Genomic DNA, 22,310 nt, shown 5'->3' on the forward strand with positions numbered 1-22,310 from the left:
AAAGGAGTCTTTTTATCATGGCATATGAAGCATTAAAACAACGTGTTCTTGAAGCAAACTTATTATTACCAAAACATAATTTAGTATTATTCACTTGGGGGAATGTTTCAGAATACGACCGTGAAGCTGGCGTTATCGCTATTAAACCTTCCGGGGTAGAATATGATGTAATGAAAGCAGAAGATATTGTTATTGTAGATATCGATGGAAATAAAATCGAAGGAGCTTTAAAACCATCTTCTGACTTAGATACACACTTAGAAATTTACCGTAATTTCCCAGATGTTAAAGGGGTAGTTCATACTCACTCAACTTGGGCAACTACAATGGCACAAAATGGCCAAGAAATTCCTGCATTTGGTACAACACAAGGGGACTACTTCTACGGAACAATTCCATGTACTCGTGCTATGACTGATGCAGAAATTAAAGGGGCTTATGAGTTAGAAACAGGTAAAGTAATCGTAGAAACATTTAAAGATAAAGATCCTAATGCAATTCCTGGTGTATTAGTATTTAACCACGGACCATTTGCATGGGGGAAAGATGCTTTTGATGCTGTTCACAACATTACTGTTTTAGAACAAGTCGCTAATATGGCTTGGCATAACTTAGTATTAAATCCAAACTTACAACCAATGTCTCAAACAATTTTAGACAAGCACTATTTACGTAAACATGGTGCGAATGCATACTATGGACAAGGGTAGGAGTTAAGCATGTACGAATTAGGACTATATGAAAAATCAATGCCAAACACATTATCATTCAAAGAAAAGTTAGAAACTGTTAAAGCAACTGGATTTGACTTTTTAGAAATGAGTGTGGATGAAACTGATGAAAAATTAGCTCGTTTAGAGTGGACGAAAGAAGAACGTCTTGAACTTGTTAAAACAATGTACGAAACTGGCGTTTCAATTCGTTCAATGTGTTTAAGTGGACACCGTAAATATCCATTTGGATCACATGACGCATCTGTACGTGAACGTAGTATGGAAATTATGGAAAAAGCGATTGAATTAGCAGACGATTTAGGAATTCGTGTCATTCAGTTAGCTGGTTATGATGTATACTATGAAGAAGGCGATGCAGATACATTAGAATTCTTTATTGATAACTTGAAAAAAGCTACTTTATTAGCAGCTCAAAAAGGAATCGTTTTAGGATTCGAAACAATGGAAACTCCATTTATGAATACAGTGGAAAAATCAATGCGTTTTGTAAACTTAGTAGATTCACCTTATTTACAAGTTTATCCAGATTCAGGAAACTTAAAAAATGCTTCTTTAGAACCTGGTGCGAAAAATGTTTATGAAGATATCGAATTAGGAAAAGGTCACATTGTGGCTGCTCACTTAAAAGAAACAATTCCTGGACATTATCGTGAAATTCCTTTTGGAACAGGACAAATTGACTTTAAGAAAATGGTGGACACTTTCTTATCTATTGGTGTTCGTCGTTTCACTGGTGAATTCTGGTATGTTGGACAAGAAAATTGGTTAGAGGATATTCATTTCGCTAACAAATTCTTACGTTCATATTTCCCAGAAAAATAATTGAAGAAATTAATGAAACATTCTTAGAGCAATCTAGGGATGTTTTTGCATACTTATGGACGTATAAGTGAATAACTATATTCTACCTCCCTGGGATGTTGCAGCGCCGCCAGCAGCCTTGCTATGCAAGTCTCATGGCTAAAATTCGAGCCTGTAGTCTCGAATTTTGCGGGAATATATATTTATATATATTCCTTTTGCAACTGAGAAAGGTAGAATCTAGTCATTCACTTTAAGTGTTTTATGTCGTTTATACTATATTCAAATAATATGTTCTTAACGTACAGATTCAGTATACATAGAAAATACATCATAGTAGCAAAAGCAATGAAAGTAGCAATAGCTACTTTTATTGCAGGGAAACTTTGAGACCTAGGCTCAAAGTTTAGCCATGAGACAGCTTTAGCTGGCTGCTGGCGACCTTGCTACTATATCAACAGTATTTTCAATGTATACTGAATCCTATTTATTTTTATTTTCTAATCGTTTAAAATAAATATACTGAGGCTACGTAAAAGAGGAGAGTGAGATAGTTGTATTCTTATATGAAAAAGTGTATTGATAAAAATTATATACCTATTACGAAGGATTTTTTGATTGATAAGTTTTCACAGTTAGGAATTAATCAAGGGGATACTTTATTAGTTCATGCTTCTTTATCTTCTTTAGGATATGTTGTTGGTGGTGCTGAAGCTTTGTTTTTAGCGTTAAGAGATGTTATTGGAGAACAAGGAACGATTGTAGTGCCTTCTCAAACGGTTGAAATTTCTGATCCTGCTAGTTGGCAATATCCTCCAGTGCCAGAAGAGTGGCATGATGTCATTCGTGATGCTATGCCTGCCTATTCAAAGGAGTTATCGTATAGTAAGGCTATGGGCGCTTTTAGTCAATTTATTGGAATTTTACCTGATTCCATTCGAAGTAATCATCCTATGTATTCTTTTACAGCGATTGGAAAGAAGGCTAGTGAAATTATTGGTCAGGATTCTTTTGATTTCCCGTTTGGAGACAAATCACCATTAGGAAGAATGTATTCAATAGGTGCTAAAGTATTAATGATTGGAACTGATTTTGAAACGAATACATCACTCCATTTAGCTGAAAATCGGTTGAATAGAGAAGTCATTTATGAAAAAAGTAAAATTTTAACGAAAGATGGAGAAAAATGGATATCGTTTAAAAATATTGAATTGGATATATACGATGACTATTTAGAAATTCAAAAGAACTTTACGGAACATTATACTGTTAATCATATTTCAATTAACGAAAGCAATGTTTATTTATTCGATATGAAAGAATGTGTCGATTTTGCTGAACACTATTATCAATTAAAGGAATAAAAAAGTGTTTTACATATAGATTCAGAATACATAAGAAAATACTCAAATAGTAGCAAAAGCAATAAAAGTAGCAATAGCTACTTTTATTGCAGGGAAACTTTGAGACCTAGGCTCAAAGTTTAGCCATGAGACAGCTTTAGCTGGCTGCTGGCGACCTTGCTACTATAAAAAGTATTTTCTATGTATTCTGAAGAAGTTAAAGAGTTAAATACCTTTTCAAACCATCACGAAAATAACTGAACGTTATAAAACAAAACGTTCGGTTATTTTTATATTTTTTGATATATAATTTGTTACATTATTTACTAATTATTCATTATCTATGCTTTCATGCATATAATGTTCGTGTTTTACACGTTTACACTGTTTGAAAATGAATTATTTTTATGAAAATGTATCTAAAAATGTATTTTTTAAGTAAAATCTCTTGTAATTATCGTTCGTATTTTGTATGATTGTACTTGAGGTTGAAAGTTCAATCTTGTAGAACACATATCTTAGGGGGATATATTTTATGAAGAAGTCTTTTTGGTCAAAATTAGCACTTGGAGTATCAGCAGCAGCTTTACTTGCAGCTTGTTCAAGTCAATCTAGTGATTCAGGTTCTAAAGGTAATGGATCTAAAACAATTGATACATTGAAAGTTGCATTTGTACCTTCTCGTGATCCAGAAGCGATTGTAACTGCTACTGAACCATTGAAAGAATTATTAAAGAAACAATTAGCTGATGAAGGTTATACCGTAAATAATGTTGAAATCAATGTTGGTACAAGCTTTGATGCAGTAGGGGAAGCTTTAGCATCAGGTACAGCAGATGTTGGTTTCATTCCTGGTGGTACTTATGTATTATTTGACAAAGAAGTTGATGTATTATTAACAGCAACACGTTCTGGTTTAGAAAAAAATTCATCGAATCCAAAAGATTGGAACGATGGTCAAGAAACAAAACGTTCTAATGAACAAGTTACTTCTTATAAAGGATTAGTAATTGCTGGCCCAACAGAAAAAGGGAAAGCAATTGCTGAAAAAGTGAATAGTGGTCAAGATATTTCTTGGGATGATTTAAATTCAGCAAACTGGGGAGTTTTAGGAACTTCTTCTTCTTCAGGATATATTTATCCTACATTATGGCTACAAGATAAATTCGGTAAAAACATTTCAGATTTACAAAATGTTGTTCAATCTGATTCTTATGCTTCATCTGCAGCTCGTTTAGCTTCAGGACAAATTGATATTATGGTTGGATATGCTGACTTACGTTCTGACTATGCTAAAAAATGGTCAAGTGAATATGGACGTTCAGATGAAATTTGGAAAGAAACAAATGTTATTGGTGTAACTCCAGATATTTATAACGATACAATTTCAGTAAGTAAATCTTCTCCAATTGTAGACGACGCATTCAAAGAAGCTTTTGCTAACGCAATGATCAAATTAGCTGGAACAGATGAAGGTAAAGAAGTAATTAAGATTTACTCTCATTCAGGATATAAGAAAGCTAATGCATCTGATTACGATAAAGAACGTGAAGCTCAAAAAGTTCTTAAAAAATTAAAATCAGGTAACTAAGGAAAGAAATGATGATCAAATGAGGGTTAGGAGCGAATCCTGACCCTTTTTTTGAGAAAGAGGACAGATATGATTAAATTTGAAAATGTTTCAAAAACCTATCCAAATGGAGTTAAAGGTTTAAAAAATATTAATTTAGAAATTGAACAAGGTGAATTTGTTTCAATTATTGGTTTATCAGGAGCTGGTAAATCAACTTTAATTCGTACAATTAACCGTATGATTGAAATTACAGAAGGAACTTTAACGGTAGATGGTACAAATGTATCTTCATTAAAAGGGAAATCTCTTCGTAAATTCCGTAGAAATAAAGTAGGGATGATTTTCCAATCATTTAATTTAGTAACAAGAACAACGGTTATTAAAAACGTATTAACTTCTATTGTTCCAGATATTCCATTTGTTCGTTCATTATTTGGAATTTATACAAAAGAAGAAAAATTACACGCTTTAGAAGCTTTAGATAAAGTGGGGATTGTAGATAAAGCCTTTATCCGTGCTGACCAATTATCAGGTGGACAACAACAACGTGTTGCATTAGCTAGAACTCTTGCGCAAAATCCTGAAATTATTTTAGCAGATGAACCTGTTGCGGCATTAGACCCAATTACTGCTAAGCGTGTAATGGAAGACTTCAGAAAGATTAATCAAGATTTAAATATTTCTATTTTACTTAATATTCACCATGTGGAATTAGCTTTAGAATATGCAGATCGCATTATTGGTATTCGTGATGGAGAAATTGTTTATGATGGTCCAAGTAGCCAAGTAACGAAAGAAGTATTAGATTTAATCTATAAAGGAAAGGCGGAGGAGTTACATGAAGGATAATAAACTCTTCGCTTCAAAAGAATTTACGTTAAAAAATGGTACTACAGTGACTGAGCCAAAATCAAAAGCTATTTTTGTTGTCATTGGTTTGTTAATTGCAGTGTATTTTTCAGCTAAAATTACTGGATTTAATTTACATACTATTTTAACACGTGGTGTTCAATTTTTTGTTATTATTGGTCGTATGTTTCCACCTGCCTGGGAATATTCAAGTAATATTTGGCAACCATTAATTGACACGATTAAAATGTCATTATTAGGTTCATTATTAGGATCTATTTTAGTAATTCCATTTGCCATTGTAGCTTCTAGTAATATTGTTAAAAATAAATGGATTATTAGTTTAAGTCGTTTATTTTTAAGTGTAGTTCGTACATTACCAACACTTGTAACTGCCTTAATTGCAACTTATATCTTTGGCTTAGGAACAATGGCTGGTACATTTGCGATTGCAACTTATACTTTTGCATACTGTGGTAAACAATTATATGAACAAATTGAAACAGTAGATATGGGAGCTTTTGAAGCAGCTGAGGCTTTAGGAGCAACAAAAGGTCAAGCTTTTACAAGTGCGATTATTCCTCAAATTTTACCAACTTACTTAGCAAGTTCATTATATTGCTTTGAAGGTAATGTTCGTTATGCATCTATTTTAGGATATGTAGGTGCCGGTGGTATCGGAATTATTTTAAATGAGAACCTTGGTTGGCGTGAATATGGTAATGTAGGGATGATTTTAGTAACATTATTCTTTACTGTAGTCATTATTGAATCAGTAAGTTACTACTTACGTACGAAATTAACATAGAAGGGGAGTTAAACACATGAATGAAGCAGTATTAAAACAATATGAAAAAGCTCCTCGTACTTGGATTGTTCAATTAGGCGTTTTATTCTTATTCATTATCATTTTTGCATGGTCTGGATCAACGATTGAATTAAGTAAAATTCCAGAAAATGGATTACAAATTTCTCAAAGTATTTTACAAGGGATTGTAACTCCTGAAACATCCTTATTGTTAAACTTTACAACGAAAGGTGTTCCATATTTATTATTAGAAACTATTGCAATTGCATTTCTAGGAACATTAGTAGGAGCAATTTTAGCAATTCCATTTTCATTTATTTCAGCAACAAATATTGTACCAAAACCAGTTGCAGTGATTGGACGTACAGCCATTATGGCCATTCGTACCGTTCCAACTTTAATTTACGGTTTAATGTTTATTCGTGTAACAGGTCCTGGTGCTTTTACAGGGTTGCTTACAATGTCTGTAGCTTCGATTGGGATGATTTCTAAATTATATATTGAAGCAATTGAAGACTTAGATTACAAGATTTTGGAATCATTAGATGCTAGTGGATGTAATTTCTATCAAAAAATTCGTTTTGGAATCTTACCACAATTAATCCCAGCATTCATTTCAACAGTTATTTATCGTTTTGATATGAACTTAAGAGATGCAACTGTTTTAGGGATGGTAGGTGCCGGTGGTATCGGTGCTCCATTAATCTTTGCCATGACAGCTTACAAATGGCATGAAGTAGGGGCTATCCTATGCGGATTAATCGTATTAGTATTAGTAATTGAATACTTATCAACGAAAATTCGTACTCATTTAGCACGTGGGTAAAATAAAAAAGCATGATGGTTTATCCTTCATGCTTTTTTTCTACTTTTGAAAACATTTTATGAAATAATGGAGCTAATGCATATCCCATTAATGAAATCCCGATAATTCCCATGAAATATAATACCGTTTCTTGGAAAATACTAAATCCGATTAAAATAACTGGAATTGCCAAAATAGCAACAGCTTCCTTTAAAGCAATAAAAATAAATAAATATCCATCACGAATATAACTCTTAATCGTACCAAAATACTGAGTTCTTGCTAATGAAATCAACATTGCAGTGATCGTCATAGATAGGAATAAAAAGAAAATTATCGCTAACATCATGCCAAAAATATTTTGAAAACTATACCAAAATTGAATCACATATACAGTAGCAGCAATGATTGCTGTATAAATTAAAGAGACAGCAACACGTACAAAGAATAAATGTTTCAATTCATTCCAGAACGTTTTCACTAAATAACCATCTTCATTTTCAGAAAACTTCATCATTGTATAAAACAAAGCCGCCAAAACAGGCCCAATCGTAACAATAGGAATACTAATCACAATTACAAAAAAGTTCAACAAAATAAAATCCGCCAACATCGTAGCAAATCGCCAAAAAGGACTTTCCTCATTAAATTTCATCCAAACCCATCCTTTAACTATATAAAATACAAAATACATTATACGATTAAGCCCAAAATTAAGCAAGTTTTCGTACATAACCTTATATTCCTAATTAAAAGTAAGAAATAATTGATACAGTAGCTAAAATAAACGTATGATAACGTAAAAAGTGAGAAATATTTTTTGTAGTATCAAAAGCAATAGAAACCAGCGGATTCTATTGCAGCAAAATTTGAGACCAAGACTCAAATTTTAGCCATGAGACAGCAAAGCTGGCTGCTGGCGTGCTTGATACAACAAAGGAATATTTCGAACGACACTTAGGTTTACATAATATATATTAAAGAAAGTTGTATATCGAAAAATAAACCAACCAACACAAATCCTCCACCATCAACCAAACAAACATAAAAGGACGCTCCTCACGAACGTCCTTCTTTCATCTATTAAACATTAGAAATATCAATTGATTGACCAATCGATAATAAACATAACATACGTTTTGTAACTTTCTTTTGATAACTTGTTTCTAATGCTTCAGCATATAAATTCAATTGCTGTTTATACTTATCAACGACTTTCTGTATTCCTTTTTGTGTAGGAACCACATGATCTGTCTTATAATCAAATAAGATAATCTCATCGTCTAATTCCACAAATCCGTCGATAATCCCGTGAATTAACATCGAATCTTCATTATCTGGTAAATGCTTAAAGATACGTTTTGCTGTTACAACATGTGAAAATGCTTGTTCACGGTTTAATAATGCTTGATGTTCCTGTATCCATTGTCCAAATTCACTTTGGAAGAAATGATAAACTTGGTCAACTGGAATTACTGTGGCAACTTCTTTTTCTAAAAATTGTGTCTCAACTAATTGTTGAATCGTTTCTTGAATGAATTCAGGAGTAATTTCCTTCGTTAAGTCTAATTTTTGCATTAATAAATGTAAACCGCTTCCACGTTCTGCAGCTGAAACTTTTTGTTTACTTTCTATAAAGCTTGGTTTCGTTAATTCAGACGTTAAGTAAATATATTGTTGAACAGGTTTATCTGATTGTTGAGTTTGTTCTTCTAAATGTGGTAATTGTTTCACATCTGGTTCTTCATTCATCCGTTTTATTTCAGATACACTCTGATAACTTGCGGTTGTAGATGCTAATAAATATGGATACGTTTGTTTTAATTCTTGTAGTAGTTTTGGAAGATTTTTAACTGTATTCCCTACTGCTTGCTTTTGTAACCACTCTTCTTCATTCATAGAAGCTGTTTCAGTTTCTTGTATCCAATTGAGCGCATTCTTTTTAATTTGTTCAAATTCAATTACTTCTTGATGGAATGGAACTTTATCCTGCTTTCTAAATGTAGCCATTAAAATCCAAGTTAAATAATTATCAACATGATAACGAAGAGCAAATGGTAATACTTCTTCATTCAAATCATCGATCATAGAATGTTCTTCTTTGAATTTTTCAAAATCTTTTAGAGAACCGACAATAATGAGTTTTTCACGTGCACGAGTCATTGCTACGTACAATTTTCTCATTTCTTCAGATAGTAATTTATTTTTCTCTGCTTTATAAGCCATCACATATGGAATGGTTGTATATTGAATTCTTTGAGGAAGTTGTAAATATTTAACACCTACTCCTAATTCATCACTACGAATGGCTTGTTGACGAATATCTTGTTGGTTAAATTTCTTTCCAGCATTCATTAAAAATACAACTGGATATTCTAATCCCTTACTAGCATGAATCGTCATGACACGTACTGCATCTTCTTCATCAGAAATTTGAGTAGGTTCTTCTAAATCTTGCTTTTTATGCTGCATTTGCTGAATAAATCGTACAAAATTACGTAAACCTTTAAAGCTAGAATCTTCGAAATCTTTCGCATACTTATATAAGGCATGTAAATTCAACACACGTTGCTGTCCAACAGATTGCCCATGTACATATGTTAAATATTTCGTATCCATATAAATTTGCCAAATTAGCGTACTGATTGACTGATGATTCGCAATATCTCTCCACGATTCTAATTGCGCTAAAAATGCTTGTACACGGTCTTTTAATTGCTGTTGTTGAGCACTATCATAATAAGTCACTTCTTCTAGTTTAAAATGCTCCACAAATTGAGCGCAAGCTTCATAAAACGAACAAGATTTATTGTGTTTACGAATATGAGCAAGATCTATTTCATCTAATCCAACGATTCCAGAACGTAAAACGGCTACAAATGGAATATCTTGAGTCGGATTATCAATAATTTTTAACGCTGACATCATAATGGCAATTTCTGTTCGTTTAAAATATTGAAGATTCTTTTGGACTAAAACAGGAATTTGATATTGCGTAAAGATTTCCTCAATTAATCCATTATTGGCTTTTGTTGGAGCTAAAATAACAATATCTTTATATTGAATTGGTCGTTTTTTCGGATTTTCCTTTGTACTTTCTTCATGCATGATTTCGAATTGATTCGCCATCATTTCTTTCATTTTACCTGCAATAAAATGAACTTCTGCAGTAGCTGAACTATCAATCATACTTTCTGTCTCTAATTCAGATGTTTCTTCTTCCTCATCGTTCAAATTAGTATTTTGAATAATATAGCATTCGCTAAATTTATCCGTATCCTCTGAATAATTTAAGTTTCCAGTTTTTAACGCTGCATCATCATCATAGTCAATTTGACCTAATTCATGGTCCATAATTTGTCTAAAAATTAAGTTGGTAAAGGACAATACTTGATCTCTAGAACGGAAGTTTTCAGCTAAAATAATTCGTTTACCGCCATTTTCATCTGCATAGGCTTCATATTTATCTCTAAATAAAGATGGATCTGCTAAACGGAAGGCATAAATCGATTGTTTCACGTCTCCTACCATGAAGAGATTATTCTCTTTAGCCACACTTGTTAAAATTGCTTCTTGAACACGGTTTACGTCTTGATATTCATCAATTAAAACTTCGGTAAATAGTTCTTGGTAATATTTTTTAGCAATTAGAACTCCATTTTTCTCAGTAGAAAGAATAGATAATGTATCATGTTCTAAGTCAGAGAAATCAATTTTATTAGAAGATTTCTTTTCTAATTGGAAAGCTTCATAGAATTTCAAAACAACTTGAGATAAATGCAACATCATTGGATAAATATCTCTTAAATGCTTCATTTGAACTTCAGGTGACTCGAAGAATGCAGTTGCTAATACTTGGTCTTCCCAATGTTTCTTTAAGCTATCTCTTTTACGTTTAATGGCTTGAACAGCTTCTCTATCCGTCGTTTCATCTTTTTTTGGAACAGTTGGGAAACGGTCAAATTTTACCTCTTGTGCTAATTTATAGGCTGCTGTGTAATTCCCACTTTCAAATGCTGAGTACACTTCTTGAATTTGTTGGGCATCAGCTTCAACCACATTTTTACACTTTTCAAATCCGGTTAATTCAGCTAATTTCAGTAATTCATCATAGGCAGAAACTAAATATTTTAATTCTTCTCGAATATAAGGAACAAATTGATCCTTAATAATCGGAATTTCTCCATAGTTATCCTTTGTTTCATATAAATCTGCTAAAGAAGAAATCCATTGTTTAGGATTTGGTTTTGAACGTGAAAAATCATATAGTTGATAAACTAATGTAGTAAATCCATCATCATTACGGTCGCTTGAAAAATAGCGCATTAATCCATCCATCCAAGAATGTTCTTCTAATAATTCATCTTGTATGTTTCTCCATACTTTTTCCTTTAATAAAGTTCCTTCCACTTCATTTAATAGTGAAAATACAGGGTCTAATTGACTTAAATAGAAATAACGACGAATGACTTTCATACAAAAACTATGAATCGTAGAAATCGTTGCATTTGGTAATAAACTTAGTTGTTTGACATACATATGCTTCTTAGCAAGATCTGTTTCTTTTGTAATAGCTTTTTCTAAATTTATCCGCAAACGTTCTTTCATCTCTTTAGCCGCAGCTTCTGTAAAAGTCACTATTAATAAGGAATCAATATTCACACCATCTTCGATATATCCCATAATACGGTCAACTAATACTTTTGTTTTTCCTGATCCGGCAGAAGCAGACACTAATAAATTATCCCCTCTTTGCCAAATTGCTTGCCATTGTTCAGGAGTTGCTTGTACTCCCTCTGGTTTTACTGGTATCATCGATTACGCCTCCTTTCCGTTTAGTTTCTCTCTCATCCAAGTTAAGTTTTCTTGAAGAGGCATTTTTGTTAAAAATTGGTAATTATTTTCTGGATTGGTTGCATCAAACATTGCTATTGCACTGAATTTTCCATTCACTGAATCAGCATATTCTTTTAATTCATCAAAAGGAGCAAGTTGATTTTCTCCATTTAAAATCTTTTCTCCAGCAGTTTTCAATTGATAGAAAGCAAAATCCATTAATAAATTGATGTCATCGGGAGCATAGACTTGACTTGTTGCCTTATATTCTCCATCTTTCTTAACTCCAAATGGTAATACAATCGAGTCTCCCGTTTCAAAATCAGGTTGAACTTGTTGCAGAACTCCTAAATCATTCGTTAATAAACCTGATAATTTATATTTCTTCAAACGAGTTTCTTCAAAATCTGCATCTGCTTTAATATCTTTTGCATTAAAGCTTGGTTGGAAAACATGCATATATAATCCACCATATGGAGTTACTGCTTTATTAAATTGAACAGAAACAATATTTCTAGCAACTGATAAATACGTTAAAAGTTGTAATTGAATCCCGTAACGTAATCGATTAATATCAAATTTTTGAGCTGAAGACTTATAATCAACTATTCCTAAATGATATCCCTTTTCAGTTTCTAAAAGGTCAATACGGTCAATTTTCCCACGAATAAATAAAGACTGTGTATCATTTAATGGAATTTCAATTTTCTTATCAGATTTTGCACCGAAAACAACTTCTGTTTTCCATGGAGTTACTTGTAATTGTTGCAATTGCAGTAATGCTGCAGCTAATGTTTGTCGAATCGTATCTTGTAGTAGCACTTTTGTCCAATTCATTCTAGGAGATGCGTTTAAAATTTGGAATCTTGCATCTTCATTCATAGAATCAAAAATTTCTTTTAATAATGTTTCGGTCGTTGTTTTATCAATAGAACGAATGTCTAGTTGTAATTCATGAACTTTACGAATAAACTGGTCAAATGTTTCATGGAAGTATTCGCCAGATCCAGCAGGAGTTAACTCGAACTCTCTACGTTCTCGTAAATTTAAACCATATTGTAAGAAATGACTAAATGGATCTTTATAAAATGTTTCCACTTGAGAAGTCGATAAATATAAATGATTTCCATAAAGTTCAGCAGCTAATTCTTTTGGTAATTGCTTGGCAATATTTAAATGGAATACACTGTTCACTAATGTGTGATATTGATTTTGGAAATCTTTATCCTGTTTTAATAAATGTGGTAAAGTAAGCCAAATTGATGGGATATCTTCTTCTTTGGAGAACTTATATTGACGTAGTTTTTGTAGTAACGTTGTAAATAATTCATGAATCGTTACAAAGTCGCCCTGCTCAAAACGTTCTTGTTGTTTTTGATTGCCATCCTGGGTAGTAATCTCAAATTTATTTAAAATACGTTCTACAAAGCTAGATGGTTTTAATTTAGCACCTTTATCCGTATGATGCATTGATAAATATAACTTTTCAGTTGCGGAAGTTAACACTTTATAAAATAAAAATGGCTCTACGGATTGTTTTTGAATCGTTGTTGGATGTAAGAAACGTCCAGTATCTAATTTACTTAATAAATATTCTCTTTCTTCATCGGTAATTAAACCACTCTCCTCTTCCATTCTAGGAAGGACGCCTTGAGATAACCCAATAACAAATGTAACCTTTTTAGGAGAATAACGGACAGAATCAATTCCAGTACATGTTAATTGGTCTAAAGTAGATGGAGCCATATTATAATGTGTATGTTCGAATCCTGTATGTAATAATAATTGGAATATTTCCCAATCAAATGGTTCATCTCCAAAAATATAAACATACTCTTCTAATAATTTTAAAAATTCATTCCATACTTGATCTTGTCTTCTAGCTGTTTGAATGTCCCCAATATTGGCAGCATGATTTCTCCAGTATAGGAATGCATCTGTTACTCCAATTTTTTCTAATAATTGATATAGGAGAGTGATTGCTTCTTTTGTTGTCTCAACTTTATCCAATTTCTTATAGAAAGGTTCTAATAAAGAGACGATTTGATCATGTAGTTCTTGTGCTTGTGTTAACTGTTGATTGAATAACACTTCTCTGCTACTTAAGCTATCTTCATCAATATTTTCAAGTTGATAATTCCACGTTTTACTTGAAATCCAATCTTTTCCTTCATAGCCTTGCGCTAGTATAATTGTTTCTGTTTCATCTAATTTTTGACGATAATGAATCAGTGCTTGTCTTAAATCCTCTTCCTCATTATCTTCACTCTTTGAATTTGCTCGATTTAGGGGCCAAAAACAATATTCACTTCTTAGAAGGTTCATAATGTCATGATAACGCCAAAAATGCTTCTGGATAGCAAAAATAGCGTCTAACACTTGAATGAGTGGATGATGCTCCATTGTATCGGATAAATCCATGAAATACGGAATTTGATACGTTTCTAATAAAGGTTGTAATAATGTTTGTTGTTCTTCTAAATTTCTCGATAAAATTTGAATATCTTGGTAACGATAGTTACCGCTATCGACTAAAGATTTAATCGTTGCTAATGTTTCTTGGATTTCTTGACGTTCATCTTCATAAGTAATCCATTGCAATGCATCGATTTTCTTAGATGAAGATTCAGAAGAAGTTTCAAAACCACCACTTGTTTCTAACCAATATTGCTCAAGTTCTAAAAAGTCAGGATGATAAGTCGTATTGGTCTCTTTTAATTCTTGTAAAACAGGTTTACTTTCATCAATCATTAACCAATTTAATAAGCGAGAAATTAATTGGCGATTGGAGTCAAATAACCCAGATTCTAACGTCTCTTTTGGTTTAAAGGCATCAGTTGTTGCAGTCGAATAAAACTCTACTCCTCCGCATGATTTCACTAAAGCATCAATTACTTCTAATTCCATTGCATTTAAGTGGTACGATTGATCAATGACAACATAAGTATTTGATAAATCCATAGATGAAATTTCTTGCGCTAATATCCGTAATAAATCTTCTGATTGAACAAAATCTTGTTTTAAATATTCTAAATAATGTTTATAAATGATGCCAAATTCTTTCAAACGTTGGTCAATTTCTTCATAAGAATCTTGTTCAAACCACTCAGTGAAGTCCTCTACTTCGATTCCACCTAAACGAAATTCTTGCATGACAGCAGATAAACGTTCAATAAATCCTTTATGACGAGATTCTTTATTAAAAAGTACTAATTCATCTTGATATTCGGATAAGATTTTTTGTAAAATCATACAAATTCCAACTTTGGATAATGAAGGACGTTGCAATGCAGCATGATCTCTTAAAAAATACCATGCCAAACGTTTAAAACTATACACTTGAAGCTTTGTAACAGCATAAGAATTCTTCGGTTGCTGTAATAATTGACCCACTTCTTGAATCATTTCTAATTCTGCAGAAAATTTAATATGATCCGGAACTAGATAAATCACTTGATTATTGCTAGATTGTTTTAACCAATCTGCAATTTTAGTAGCAATATGCGAAACTTTCGCACTTGTTTCTTTTGTTAGGATGACTTCGAAACTCATAAGAACCTCCAATCGTTTATTCTCCTTAACTTAACCATAGAACAATGAATTTGTAAACAAAAATAAAACGATTTTTCTACGTAGTAGGATACTACAATAGAAAAATCGTTTTTATAAATTTAGTTATTAAAATTTACCCAACTAGTTGTTCTAAGATATCTGGACGGAAACCGAAGAAAGGTTCAATTCCATCTGCAACTACAACTGGTAATGATTGGAATCCTAAAGCTTTCACTTCTTCTAAAGCTTCCTCTGATTCAAACACATCTTTAACCACAAATGGTACTTGATTATCCTCGAAAAATTGTTTAGTAAAGTTACATTGCATACAATTTGGTTTTGAATATAGTGTAATTTGACGATTTGACATAAACATCTCTCCCTTTTGTTTCATACAGGTAGTATCATACCTCATATTAGAATGAAATACAATATATTGTGCTTAAATTTTTTGTTTTATTTTTACAAACACAATATATTGGGATGGAACTGTTATAGTATAACGCCTCTAAACCTTGATATAAAGGCAAAAACAGCTTTAAGACAGATAAAAAATAAAAAGCTAAGCACTATATTTTGTACTTAGCTTTTACTATCATTACTTCTTTTCTGAATCTTTCAATCTTTTAATATTTGCAGCATAAATTGCGGCTCCAATAGATGCAAATACTGCGATCATCTTTTTCTCATTGAAAAAGACAGTAAAGACAACTACTAAATATATCAAAAATAAAATTGTTACGATAACACTTCTTTTTTTCATAACCCTGCCACCTAATTAATATGTAATCTTGGCAAAATTATATCATAAATGAGACAGATTAGTATACGCTTGGGTCAAATCCACGATTTGTTACGTAGCCATCTTTTTCCCAAATATTTTTCTTTTTCTTCTTCGTTTGTTCTTCTACTTTTTGTAAATCTTTTAATAGCGTTGTATTCGGTGGATGCGCATACCCTACTCTTGCTAAACTTTCTTCTACTAAAGTTTGTTGTAATAATTTTCCATCTAAGTAAACGTACATTAAAGCACGTCCATATTTATCTGTATAATCACCTACATCAAACTTACCTTCTACTTTTTTAGCTTTCTTTAACAGTTCTTCTGTTTTTTGTTTTGCTTGATCTGCAAATGGTTGAGCAGCTTTTCCTTCTTTAGCAGTCTCAGGTGTATCAATTAGTAATAAACGAATTTTAAAATCTTTTCCATCTAATTTAACATGGAATGTATCTCCATCGGCTACTTTTCCAACTTGAAGAGTATACATTTTTGATTTGTCATATCCAGAAAAATCTACACTACTTTCTACTTGTGTTTGATTAATATTCGATTTATTGGAAGATTTCTTTTGATTTTTCGAGAATAAACCAAGTCCAGAAATAACTAGGATAATGGCTAATATCGCTAACTTAACCAATAGAAATTGTTGTTTTTTCGTTAATTTCATAAAATCTCCTTTCAACGATTCAAAAAATAAGTGACAACAAATCTATTACGATTACTAAGATCTGTTGTCACTTGATGAATTATACTTCTAATAATTCTTTTTCTTTTACTTGTGCTAAATGATCAATGTTTTTAACACTGTCATCAGTTAATTTTTGAATATCTTTTTCATATCCACGTAAATCATCTTCAGTGATTTCTTTATTTTTTTCAGCTTTCTTTAAATGCTCAATAGCATCACGACGAATATTACGAACACTTACTTTTGCGCCTTCAGCTTCTTTCCCTACTTGTTTTGCTAATTCTTTACGACGTTCTTCTGTTAATTGTGGAATGACTAAACGAACAACACTACCATCATTTGTTGGAGTAATCCCAATATCTGACATTAAAATTGCACGTTCAATATCTTGTAAACTAGATTTGTCATAAGGTGTAATTAAAAGCATACGAGCTTCAGGAACTGTTACAGAAGCTAATTGATTAACTGGAGTTGGAACTCCATAATACTCAACTTGCAGGCGATCTAAAAGACTTGCGTTCGCACGTCCAGCACGAATTCCGCCTAATTCACGTTGTAAGGCATCTTCAGTTTTTTTCATACGTTCTTTAGTATTTGCAATAATTTCAGTTGCTGTCATATTATTTCCCCCTTACAGTTGTACCGATATTTTCACCAAGAACAACTCGACGAATATTTCCTGTTTCATTTAAATTGAAGACAACTAATGGAATATCATTATCCATTGATAATGAACTTGCTGTTGTATCCATTACTTTTAGTCCTTTTTGAATCAAATCTAAATGTGTTAATTCATTAAATTTAATTGCATTTGTATCGATACGAGGATCCGCACTATAAACGCCATCTACATTATTTTTAGCCATTAAAATAGCATCAGCTTCAATTTCAGCAGCACGTAATGCAGCAGCAGTATCTGTTGAGAAGTATGGATTTCCTGTACCACCTGCAAAAATAACAACACGTTCTTTTTCTAAGTTACGAATTGCTTTACGACGAATATAAGGTTCAGCAATTTGACGCATTTCAATAGAAGTTTGAACACGAGTAGGAACTCCAATGTTTTCTAATGCGTCTTGGAGTGCTAAGGCATTCATAACTGTAGCAAGCATTCCCATATAGTCTGCTTGTGCACGTTCCATTCCTACTTCTTCTCCTGTTACTCCACGCCAAATATTTCCGCCACCAACAACGATTGCAATTTGAACACCTAAATCATGAACTTCTTTAATTTCTTTAACAATTTCTTTAATAGTTGGAGGATTAATACCAAAACCTGTTTGGCCTGCTAATGCTTCTCCACTTAATTTTAATACAACACGTTTATATTTTGGTTCAACCATTGTAAGGACTCCTCTTATATAGATTCTTAGTAAATTAAGTCTAAAAAAAAGGGGAATAGAGGGCAGCTTCCTACCTTATTCCCCACTAATTGAAATCAATTATTTTTTAACTTGTCCCATTACTTCTTCAACGAAGTTGTCAACACGTTTTTCTAAACCTTCACCAACTTCATAACGGTGGAATAATTTAACTTTACCACCTTTAGAAGCAGCATATTTAGAAACTGTTGTATCTGGATCTTTAACGAATGGTTGGTCGTTCAAGCTGATTTCAGCTAAGAATTTGTTTAAACGTCCAGCAATCATTTTTTCAACGATATTAGCTGGTTTACCTTCGTTTAATGCTTGTTCTGTAAGAACTTTTTTCTCATGTTCTAATTCATCAGCAGAAACTTCTGAACGGTCAACATATTTAGGATTGATTGCTGCAACGTGCATAGCAATGTCTTTAGCAGCATCTGCATCTGAAGAACCTTCTAATACAGTTAACACACCGATACGTCCGCCCATGTGTAAGTATGCACCGAATGCATCTGCATCAGATTTTTCAACGATTTCAAAACGACGTAATGAAATTTTTTCTCCGATAACTGTAGTTGCTTCAGCAATTACGTCAGAAACTTTACCTTCTGGAGTAACGATTTCTAAAGCAGCTTCTAAGTTAGCTGGTTTGTTAGCTAAAATTACTTCTGATAATTTTGCTACTAATGCTTGGAATTTGTCGTTTTTAGCAACGAAGTCTGTTTCAGCATTTACTTCTAATACAACTGCAACGTTTCCATCTACTAATACGTTTGTAATACCTTCTGCAGCGATACGGTCAGCTTTTTTAGCTGCTTTTGCTAAACCATTTTCACGTAAATAGTCAACAGCTGCATCGATATCTCCTTCAGTTTGAACTAATGCTTTTTTAGCATCCATCATCCCTACGCCAGTCATGTCACGTAGTTGTTTTACTAATTGTGCTGAAATTTGTGCCATTTCAATTTCCTCCTAAATTATAAAAATTTACAAATATTATTTTTTAAAAAAAGCTGTTTGGATGAAAGATTTTTTTCGATTCCAAACAGCCTACTGGTTAGTGATTATTCAGCGTTGTCGCCTTCAACTAATTTTTCAATATCTTCTAATGAAGTATCTTTATCTAAGTCTTCTTCGTCAACTGCTACGTCTTCACCTTGGTTACCTTCAACGAATGCATCAGCCATTTTAGCTACGATTAATTTAACCGCACGGATAGCATCGTCATTTGATGGAATAACAACATCGATTTCATCAGGGTCACAGTTTGTGTCAACCATAGCAACGATTGGAATGTTTAATTTGTGAGCTTCTTGAACTGCAATGCGTTCTTTACGAGGGTCAACGATAAACATTACATCAGGAATGCGTGGCATATCTTTAATACCACCTAAGTATTTTTCAAGTTTGTCTAATTCTTTTAATAGAACGCCAACTTCTTTTTTAGGTAATAAATCGAATGTACCGTCTTCTTGCATTTCTTTAATTTTTTTCAAGCGGTTGATACGTGTTTGGATTGTATCCCAGTTAGTCAACATACCACCTAACCAACGATGGTTAACATAGTATTGACCTGTACGGATTGCTTCATCTTTAACAGCATCTTGTGCTTGTTTTTTAGTACCTACGAATAAAGCAATACCTCCGTCTTGAGCAACTTCACGCAAGTAGTTGTATGCGTCGTCCACTAATTTAACGGTTTTTTGTAAGTCGATGATATAGATACCATTTCTTTCTGTGAAGATGTATCTCTTCATCTTAGGGTTCCAGCGACGTGTTTGGTGACCGAAATGTACACCAGCTTCTAACAATTGTTTCATTGAAATAACTGCCATTTTTGTTTTCCTCCAATTTTGGTTTTATTTTTCCTCCCCAATTTTCATCGACAAGGGTACTTATTCCTAAGCACCACCCTTATCATCCAATTAGGTGTGAAATATGGTTTTTATACCGTTAGTTATATTACACTAATCTCTATTAGAATGCAACTATTTTGATACGGTCATTTTACTTTTTTTAGTTTAACGCATTCTTCATCATCCACTTCATGTAATTTCACTAAAATTTCTTCCGATAATGAAGTTGGAATGTTCTTACCGATATAGTCTGGTCGAATCGGTAATTCACGATGACCACGATCAATTAATACTGCTAAACTAATCGTTTTTGGGCGGCCATATTCCATTAAAGCATTCAATGCTGAACGGACTGTTCTTCCTGTAAAAATGACATCATCTACTAATACAACATTTTTTCCATTTAACGAAAATGGAATGTTTGTTCCGTTAATCACTGGATCAATGGTTGGATCTGGTTCGTGACGATCATCTCTGTATAAAGTAATATCAATTTCTCCAAGTAGGATTGGTTGATTTTCAATCGATTCGATTTTCTTTTGAAGACGTTTAGCAATATGTACTCCCCTAGTCTTTATTCCTACGAGTACTAAATCTTCAACTGTTTTATACTGTTCAATAATTTCATAAGAAATTCGAGTCATTGAACGATTAATTGTCGCTTCATCTAATAAGAATATTTCTGACATATCCATACTCCTCTACTGTAGTTCTTGAATTTTTTCTTCAAATTCTTTTGGTAATGGACTTTCAAAATAAAGTTTTTCTTGAGTGATTGGATGTACAAATCCTAAAGTTTCAGCATGTAAATATTGACCAAATTCTGTAGCATTTTTTCCATTTGGATGATACATTGGATCATTTAAAATTGGGTGATGAATGAATTCCATATGAGCACGAATTTGATGCGTTCTTCCCGTTTCTAAATTTAAACGTAAAACACTTGCCTCTTTTAAAGCTTGAATCACTGTAAAATGAGTAATCGCTTCTTTACCTTCTTTTTGAACACAACGTTTTAAACGGTTATGTGGATCTCTTGCTAACGGTGCATCAACTGTACCGGTAATATGTTCAAAACTTCCTTCTACAATTGCAACATAACTACGAGTCATTGAGTGATCCATTAATTGATTCGATAAGCCAACATGAGCTTTTGGCGTTTTTGCAACTACTAGTAATCCAGATGTATCTTTGTCAATTCGATGAACAATTCCTGGACGATATGATTCAGAACCCTTGGATAACTGATCCACATGGTAAAGCAATGCATTCACTAAAGTTCCAGTTGAATGACCTTTTGACGGATGAACTACCATTCCACTTGGTTTATTAATGACTAATAAATGTTCATCTTCATAAACTATTTCTAATGGAATATTTTCTGCAAGAACCGTTAATTCTTCCTCTTCTTCAATTTGAATCGTTACTTGGTCGCCATCTTTTGCTTTGTAGTTAGCTTTGACTACTTCCCCATTAACAGAAACAAATCCTGATTTTAACCATTGTTGTATGACTGAACGCGTATGCGATAATTCTTTTGTTAATATTTTATCCAATCTTTCACTTTTTTCTAAAGATAATTGTAATTGAATGATACTATTTTCCACTTTTTTCCTTCTTTCTTTCTACAATTAAAATATATAAAAATAAGGCTGCTACCCCAACTGTTAAACAAATATCCGCAATATTAAAAATAGGGAAATCAATAAATTCTAATTGAAACATATCCACAACATATCCTAAACGAACACGATCAATAAAATTTCCTAATGCTCCAGCTAATAACAAACTATAAGTTGTTAATGCGAATTTTGATTTACCTTTTTCTTGAAACATTAAATATAAAATAGCAGAAACACCAAAAGCAGTAATAATATAAAATACGAATTGTTGTCCTGCTAAAATCCCCCATGCTGCTCCCGTATTACGAATATAAAACCGCTTTACAATTCCAGGTATTAACTCTTGTCCTGTTTGCAAAGCAAAATTAGAAACAATCCAAAATTTCATCACTTGGTCAGCCACAATAAATAATAAACTTAAAAATAAATAAATAATCATAAAATACCTCTTTCTACTCTCGTTACCTCTATTGTACCTATTCTACTATTCTTCGTCAAACAAGAGAACAGAAGTTTTAATTCTTTCAATATTGGAATCAAAAATCTCGTTTTTTACTAAATTCCACCTAATTTTGCCCCATTTTCACATGAAAAACCTATCAAATCAGTTAATAATTTGTATATTTCACAAAAAAACTGTATAATGACAAAGTAATTTGTGTGTCTATAAATTAAGATGCGCGCATTCAATAAGAATG

The 22,310-nt window shown here is 32.6% G+C and carries 20 protein-coding genes; 7 read left to right on the forward strand and 13 right to left on the reverse strand.

Features of this window, described 5'->3' with window-relative positions:
* The first annotated feature begins 17 nt into the window (after nt 1-17).
* The 7 genes from RWR88_RS02365 to phnE (RWR88_RS02395) all read left to right on the forward strand — a co-directional run bounded on the left by RWR88_RS02365 (nt 18) and on the right by phnE (RWR88_RS02395) (nt 6,934).
* The gene (locus tag RWR88_RS02365; RefSeq protein ID WP_227931340.1) at nt 18-710 is read left to right on the forward strand and encodes an L-ribulose-5-phosphate 4-epimerase; all 693 of its coding nucleotides are present in this window, start codon (nt 18-20) and stop codon (nt 708-710) included.
* A gap of 9 nt (nt 711-719) precedes the next feature.
* Complete coding sequence (locus RWR88_RS02370; RefSeq protein ID WP_227931339.1) at nt 720-1,556, forward strand: L-ribulose-5-phosphate 3-epimerase; 837 nt, start codon at nt 720-722, stop codon at nt 1,554-1,556.
* Between the two features lie 593 nt (nt 1,557-2,149).
* Nucleotides 2,150-2,899, forward strand: coding sequence for an AAC(3) family N-acetyltransferase (locus tag RWR88_RS02375; protein ID WP_314450476.1), 750 nt, complete (start codon nt 2,150-2,152; stop codon nt 2,897-2,899).
* 514 nt (nt 2,900-3,413) lie between these two features.
* Nucleotides 3,414-4,469 carry a PhnD/SsuA/transferrin family substrate-binding protein gene (locus RWR88_RS02380; protein ID WP_314450478.1) on the forward strand — a complete coding sequence of 352 codons (1,056 nt, stop codon included), beginning with the start codon at nt 3,414-3,416 and terminating at the stop codon, nt 4,467-4,469.
* Nucleotides 4,470-4,538: 69 nt separating this feature from the next.
* Entirely contained in the window at nt 4,539-5,300 is a 762-nt protein-coding gene (gene phnC, locus RWR88_RS02385) for a phosphonate ABC transporter ATP-binding protein (RefSeq protein WP_314348987.1), read from the forward strand.
* On the forward strand, nt 5,290-6,108 hold the full coding sequence (gene phnE, locus RWR88_RS02390) for a phosphonate ABC transporter, permease protein PhnE (protein WP_314348988.1): 819 nt from the start codon (nt 5,290-5,292) through the stop codon (nt 6,106-6,108). Before phnC ends, phnE (RWR88_RS02390) begins: the two co-directional genes overlap by 11 nt.
* A gap of 16 nt (nt 6,109-6,124) precedes the next feature.
* The gene (gene phnE / locus RWR88_RS02395; RefSeq protein WP_314450480.1) at nt 6,125-6,934 is read left to right on the forward strand and encodes a phosphonate ABC transporter, permease protein PhnE; all 810 of its coding nucleotides are present in this window, start codon (nt 6,125-6,127) and stop codon (nt 6,932-6,934) included.
* Nucleotides 6,935-6,953: 19 nt separating this feature from the next.
* Here the strand turns inward: phnE (RWR88_RS02395) and RWR88_RS02400 are convergent, their stop codons facing one another.
* The 13 genes from RWR88_RS02400 to lspA form a co-directional block, all read right to left on the reverse strand.
* Nucleotides 6,954-7,568, reverse strand: coding sequence for a DUF624 domain-containing protein (locus RWR88_RS02400; protein ID WP_314450482.1), 615 nt, complete (start codon nt 7,566-7,568; stop codon nt 6,954-6,956).
* Between the two features lie 428 nt (nt 7,569-7,996).
* On the reverse strand, nt 7,997-11,728 hold the full coding sequence (gene addA, locus RWR88_RS02405; RefSeq protein ID WP_314450484.1) for a helicase-exonuclease AddAB subunit AddA: 3,732 nt from the start codon (nt 11,726-11,728) through the stop codon (nt 7,997-7,999).
* A gap of 3 nt (nt 11,729-11,731) precedes the next feature.
* On the reverse strand, nt 11,732-15,301 hold the full coding sequence (locus RWR88_RS02410) for a PD-(D/E)XK nuclease family protein (protein WP_314450486.1): 3,570 nt from the start codon (nt 15,299-15,301) through the stop codon (nt 11,732-11,734).
* 133 nt (nt 15,302-15,434) lie between these two features.
* Entirely contained in the window at nt 15,435-15,671 is a 237-nt protein-coding gene (gene nrdH, locus RWR88_RS02415; RefSeq protein WP_006702652.1) for a glutaredoxin-like protein NrdH, read from the reverse strand.
* A 228-nt stretch (nt 15,672-15,899) separates the two neighbouring features.
* Nucleotides 15,900-16,064, reverse strand: coding sequence for a hypothetical protein (locus RWR88_RS02420; protein ID WP_314450488.1), 165 nt, complete (start codon nt 16,062-16,064; stop codon nt 15,900-15,902).
* Between the two features lie 58 nt (nt 16,065-16,122).
* A complete protein-coding gene (locus RWR88_RS02425; protein ID WP_314450490.1) occupies nt 16,123-16,749 on the reverse strand; it encodes a thermonuclease family protein in 627 nt (208 codons plus the stop codon).
* Between the two features lie 79 nt (nt 16,750-16,828).
* Entirely contained in the window at nt 16,829-17,389 is a 561-nt protein-coding gene (gene frr, locus RWR88_RS02430; protein WP_314348994.1) for a ribosome recycling factor, read from the reverse strand.
* Nucleotide 17,390: 1 nt separating this feature from the next.
* Nucleotides 17,391-18,113, reverse strand: coding sequence for a UMP kinase (pyrH, locus tag RWR88_RS02435; RefSeq protein ID WP_314450492.1), 723 nt, complete (start codon nt 18,111-18,113; stop codon nt 17,391-17,393).
* A gap of 99 nt (nt 18,114-18,212) precedes the next feature.
* Entirely contained in the window at nt 18,213-19,094 is an 882-nt protein-coding gene (gene tsf, locus RWR88_RS02440; RefSeq protein ID WP_314450493.1) for a translation elongation factor Ts, read from the reverse strand.
* A gap of 104 nt (nt 19,095-19,198) precedes the next feature.
* The gene (gene rpsB / locus RWR88_RS02445) at nt 19,199-19,969 is read right to left on the reverse strand and encodes a 30S ribosomal protein S2 (protein WP_314450495.1); all 771 of its coding nucleotides are present in this window, start codon (nt 19,967-19,969) and stop codon (nt 19,199-19,201) included.
* Nucleotides 19,970-20,136: 167 nt separating this feature from the next.
* Nucleotides 20,137-20,679, reverse strand: coding sequence for a bifunctional pyr operon transcriptional regulator/uracil phosphoribosyltransferase PyrR (gene pyrR / locus RWR88_RS02450; protein WP_314450496.1), 543 nt, complete (start codon nt 20,677-20,679; stop codon nt 20,137-20,139).
* Between the two features lie 12 nt (nt 20,680-20,691).
* Entirely contained in the window at nt 20,692-21,585 is an 894-nt protein-coding gene (locus tag RWR88_RS02455; RefSeq protein WP_314450516.1) for an RluA family pseudouridine synthase, read from the reverse strand.
* A gap of 1 nt (nt 21,586) precedes the next feature.
* Nucleotides 21,587-22,051 carry a signal peptidase II gene (gene lspA, locus RWR88_RS02460; protein WP_314450498.1) on the reverse strand — a complete coding sequence of 155 codons (465 nt, stop codon included), beginning with the start codon at nt 22,049-22,051 and terminating at the stop codon, nt 21,587-21,589.
* Nucleotides 22,052-22,310 lie beyond the last annotated feature (259 nt).

It is taken from the genome of uncultured Granulicatella sp., assembly GCF_963528195.1.
GTDB lineage: Bacteria > Bacillota > Bacilli > Lactobacillales > Aerococcaceae > Granulicatella.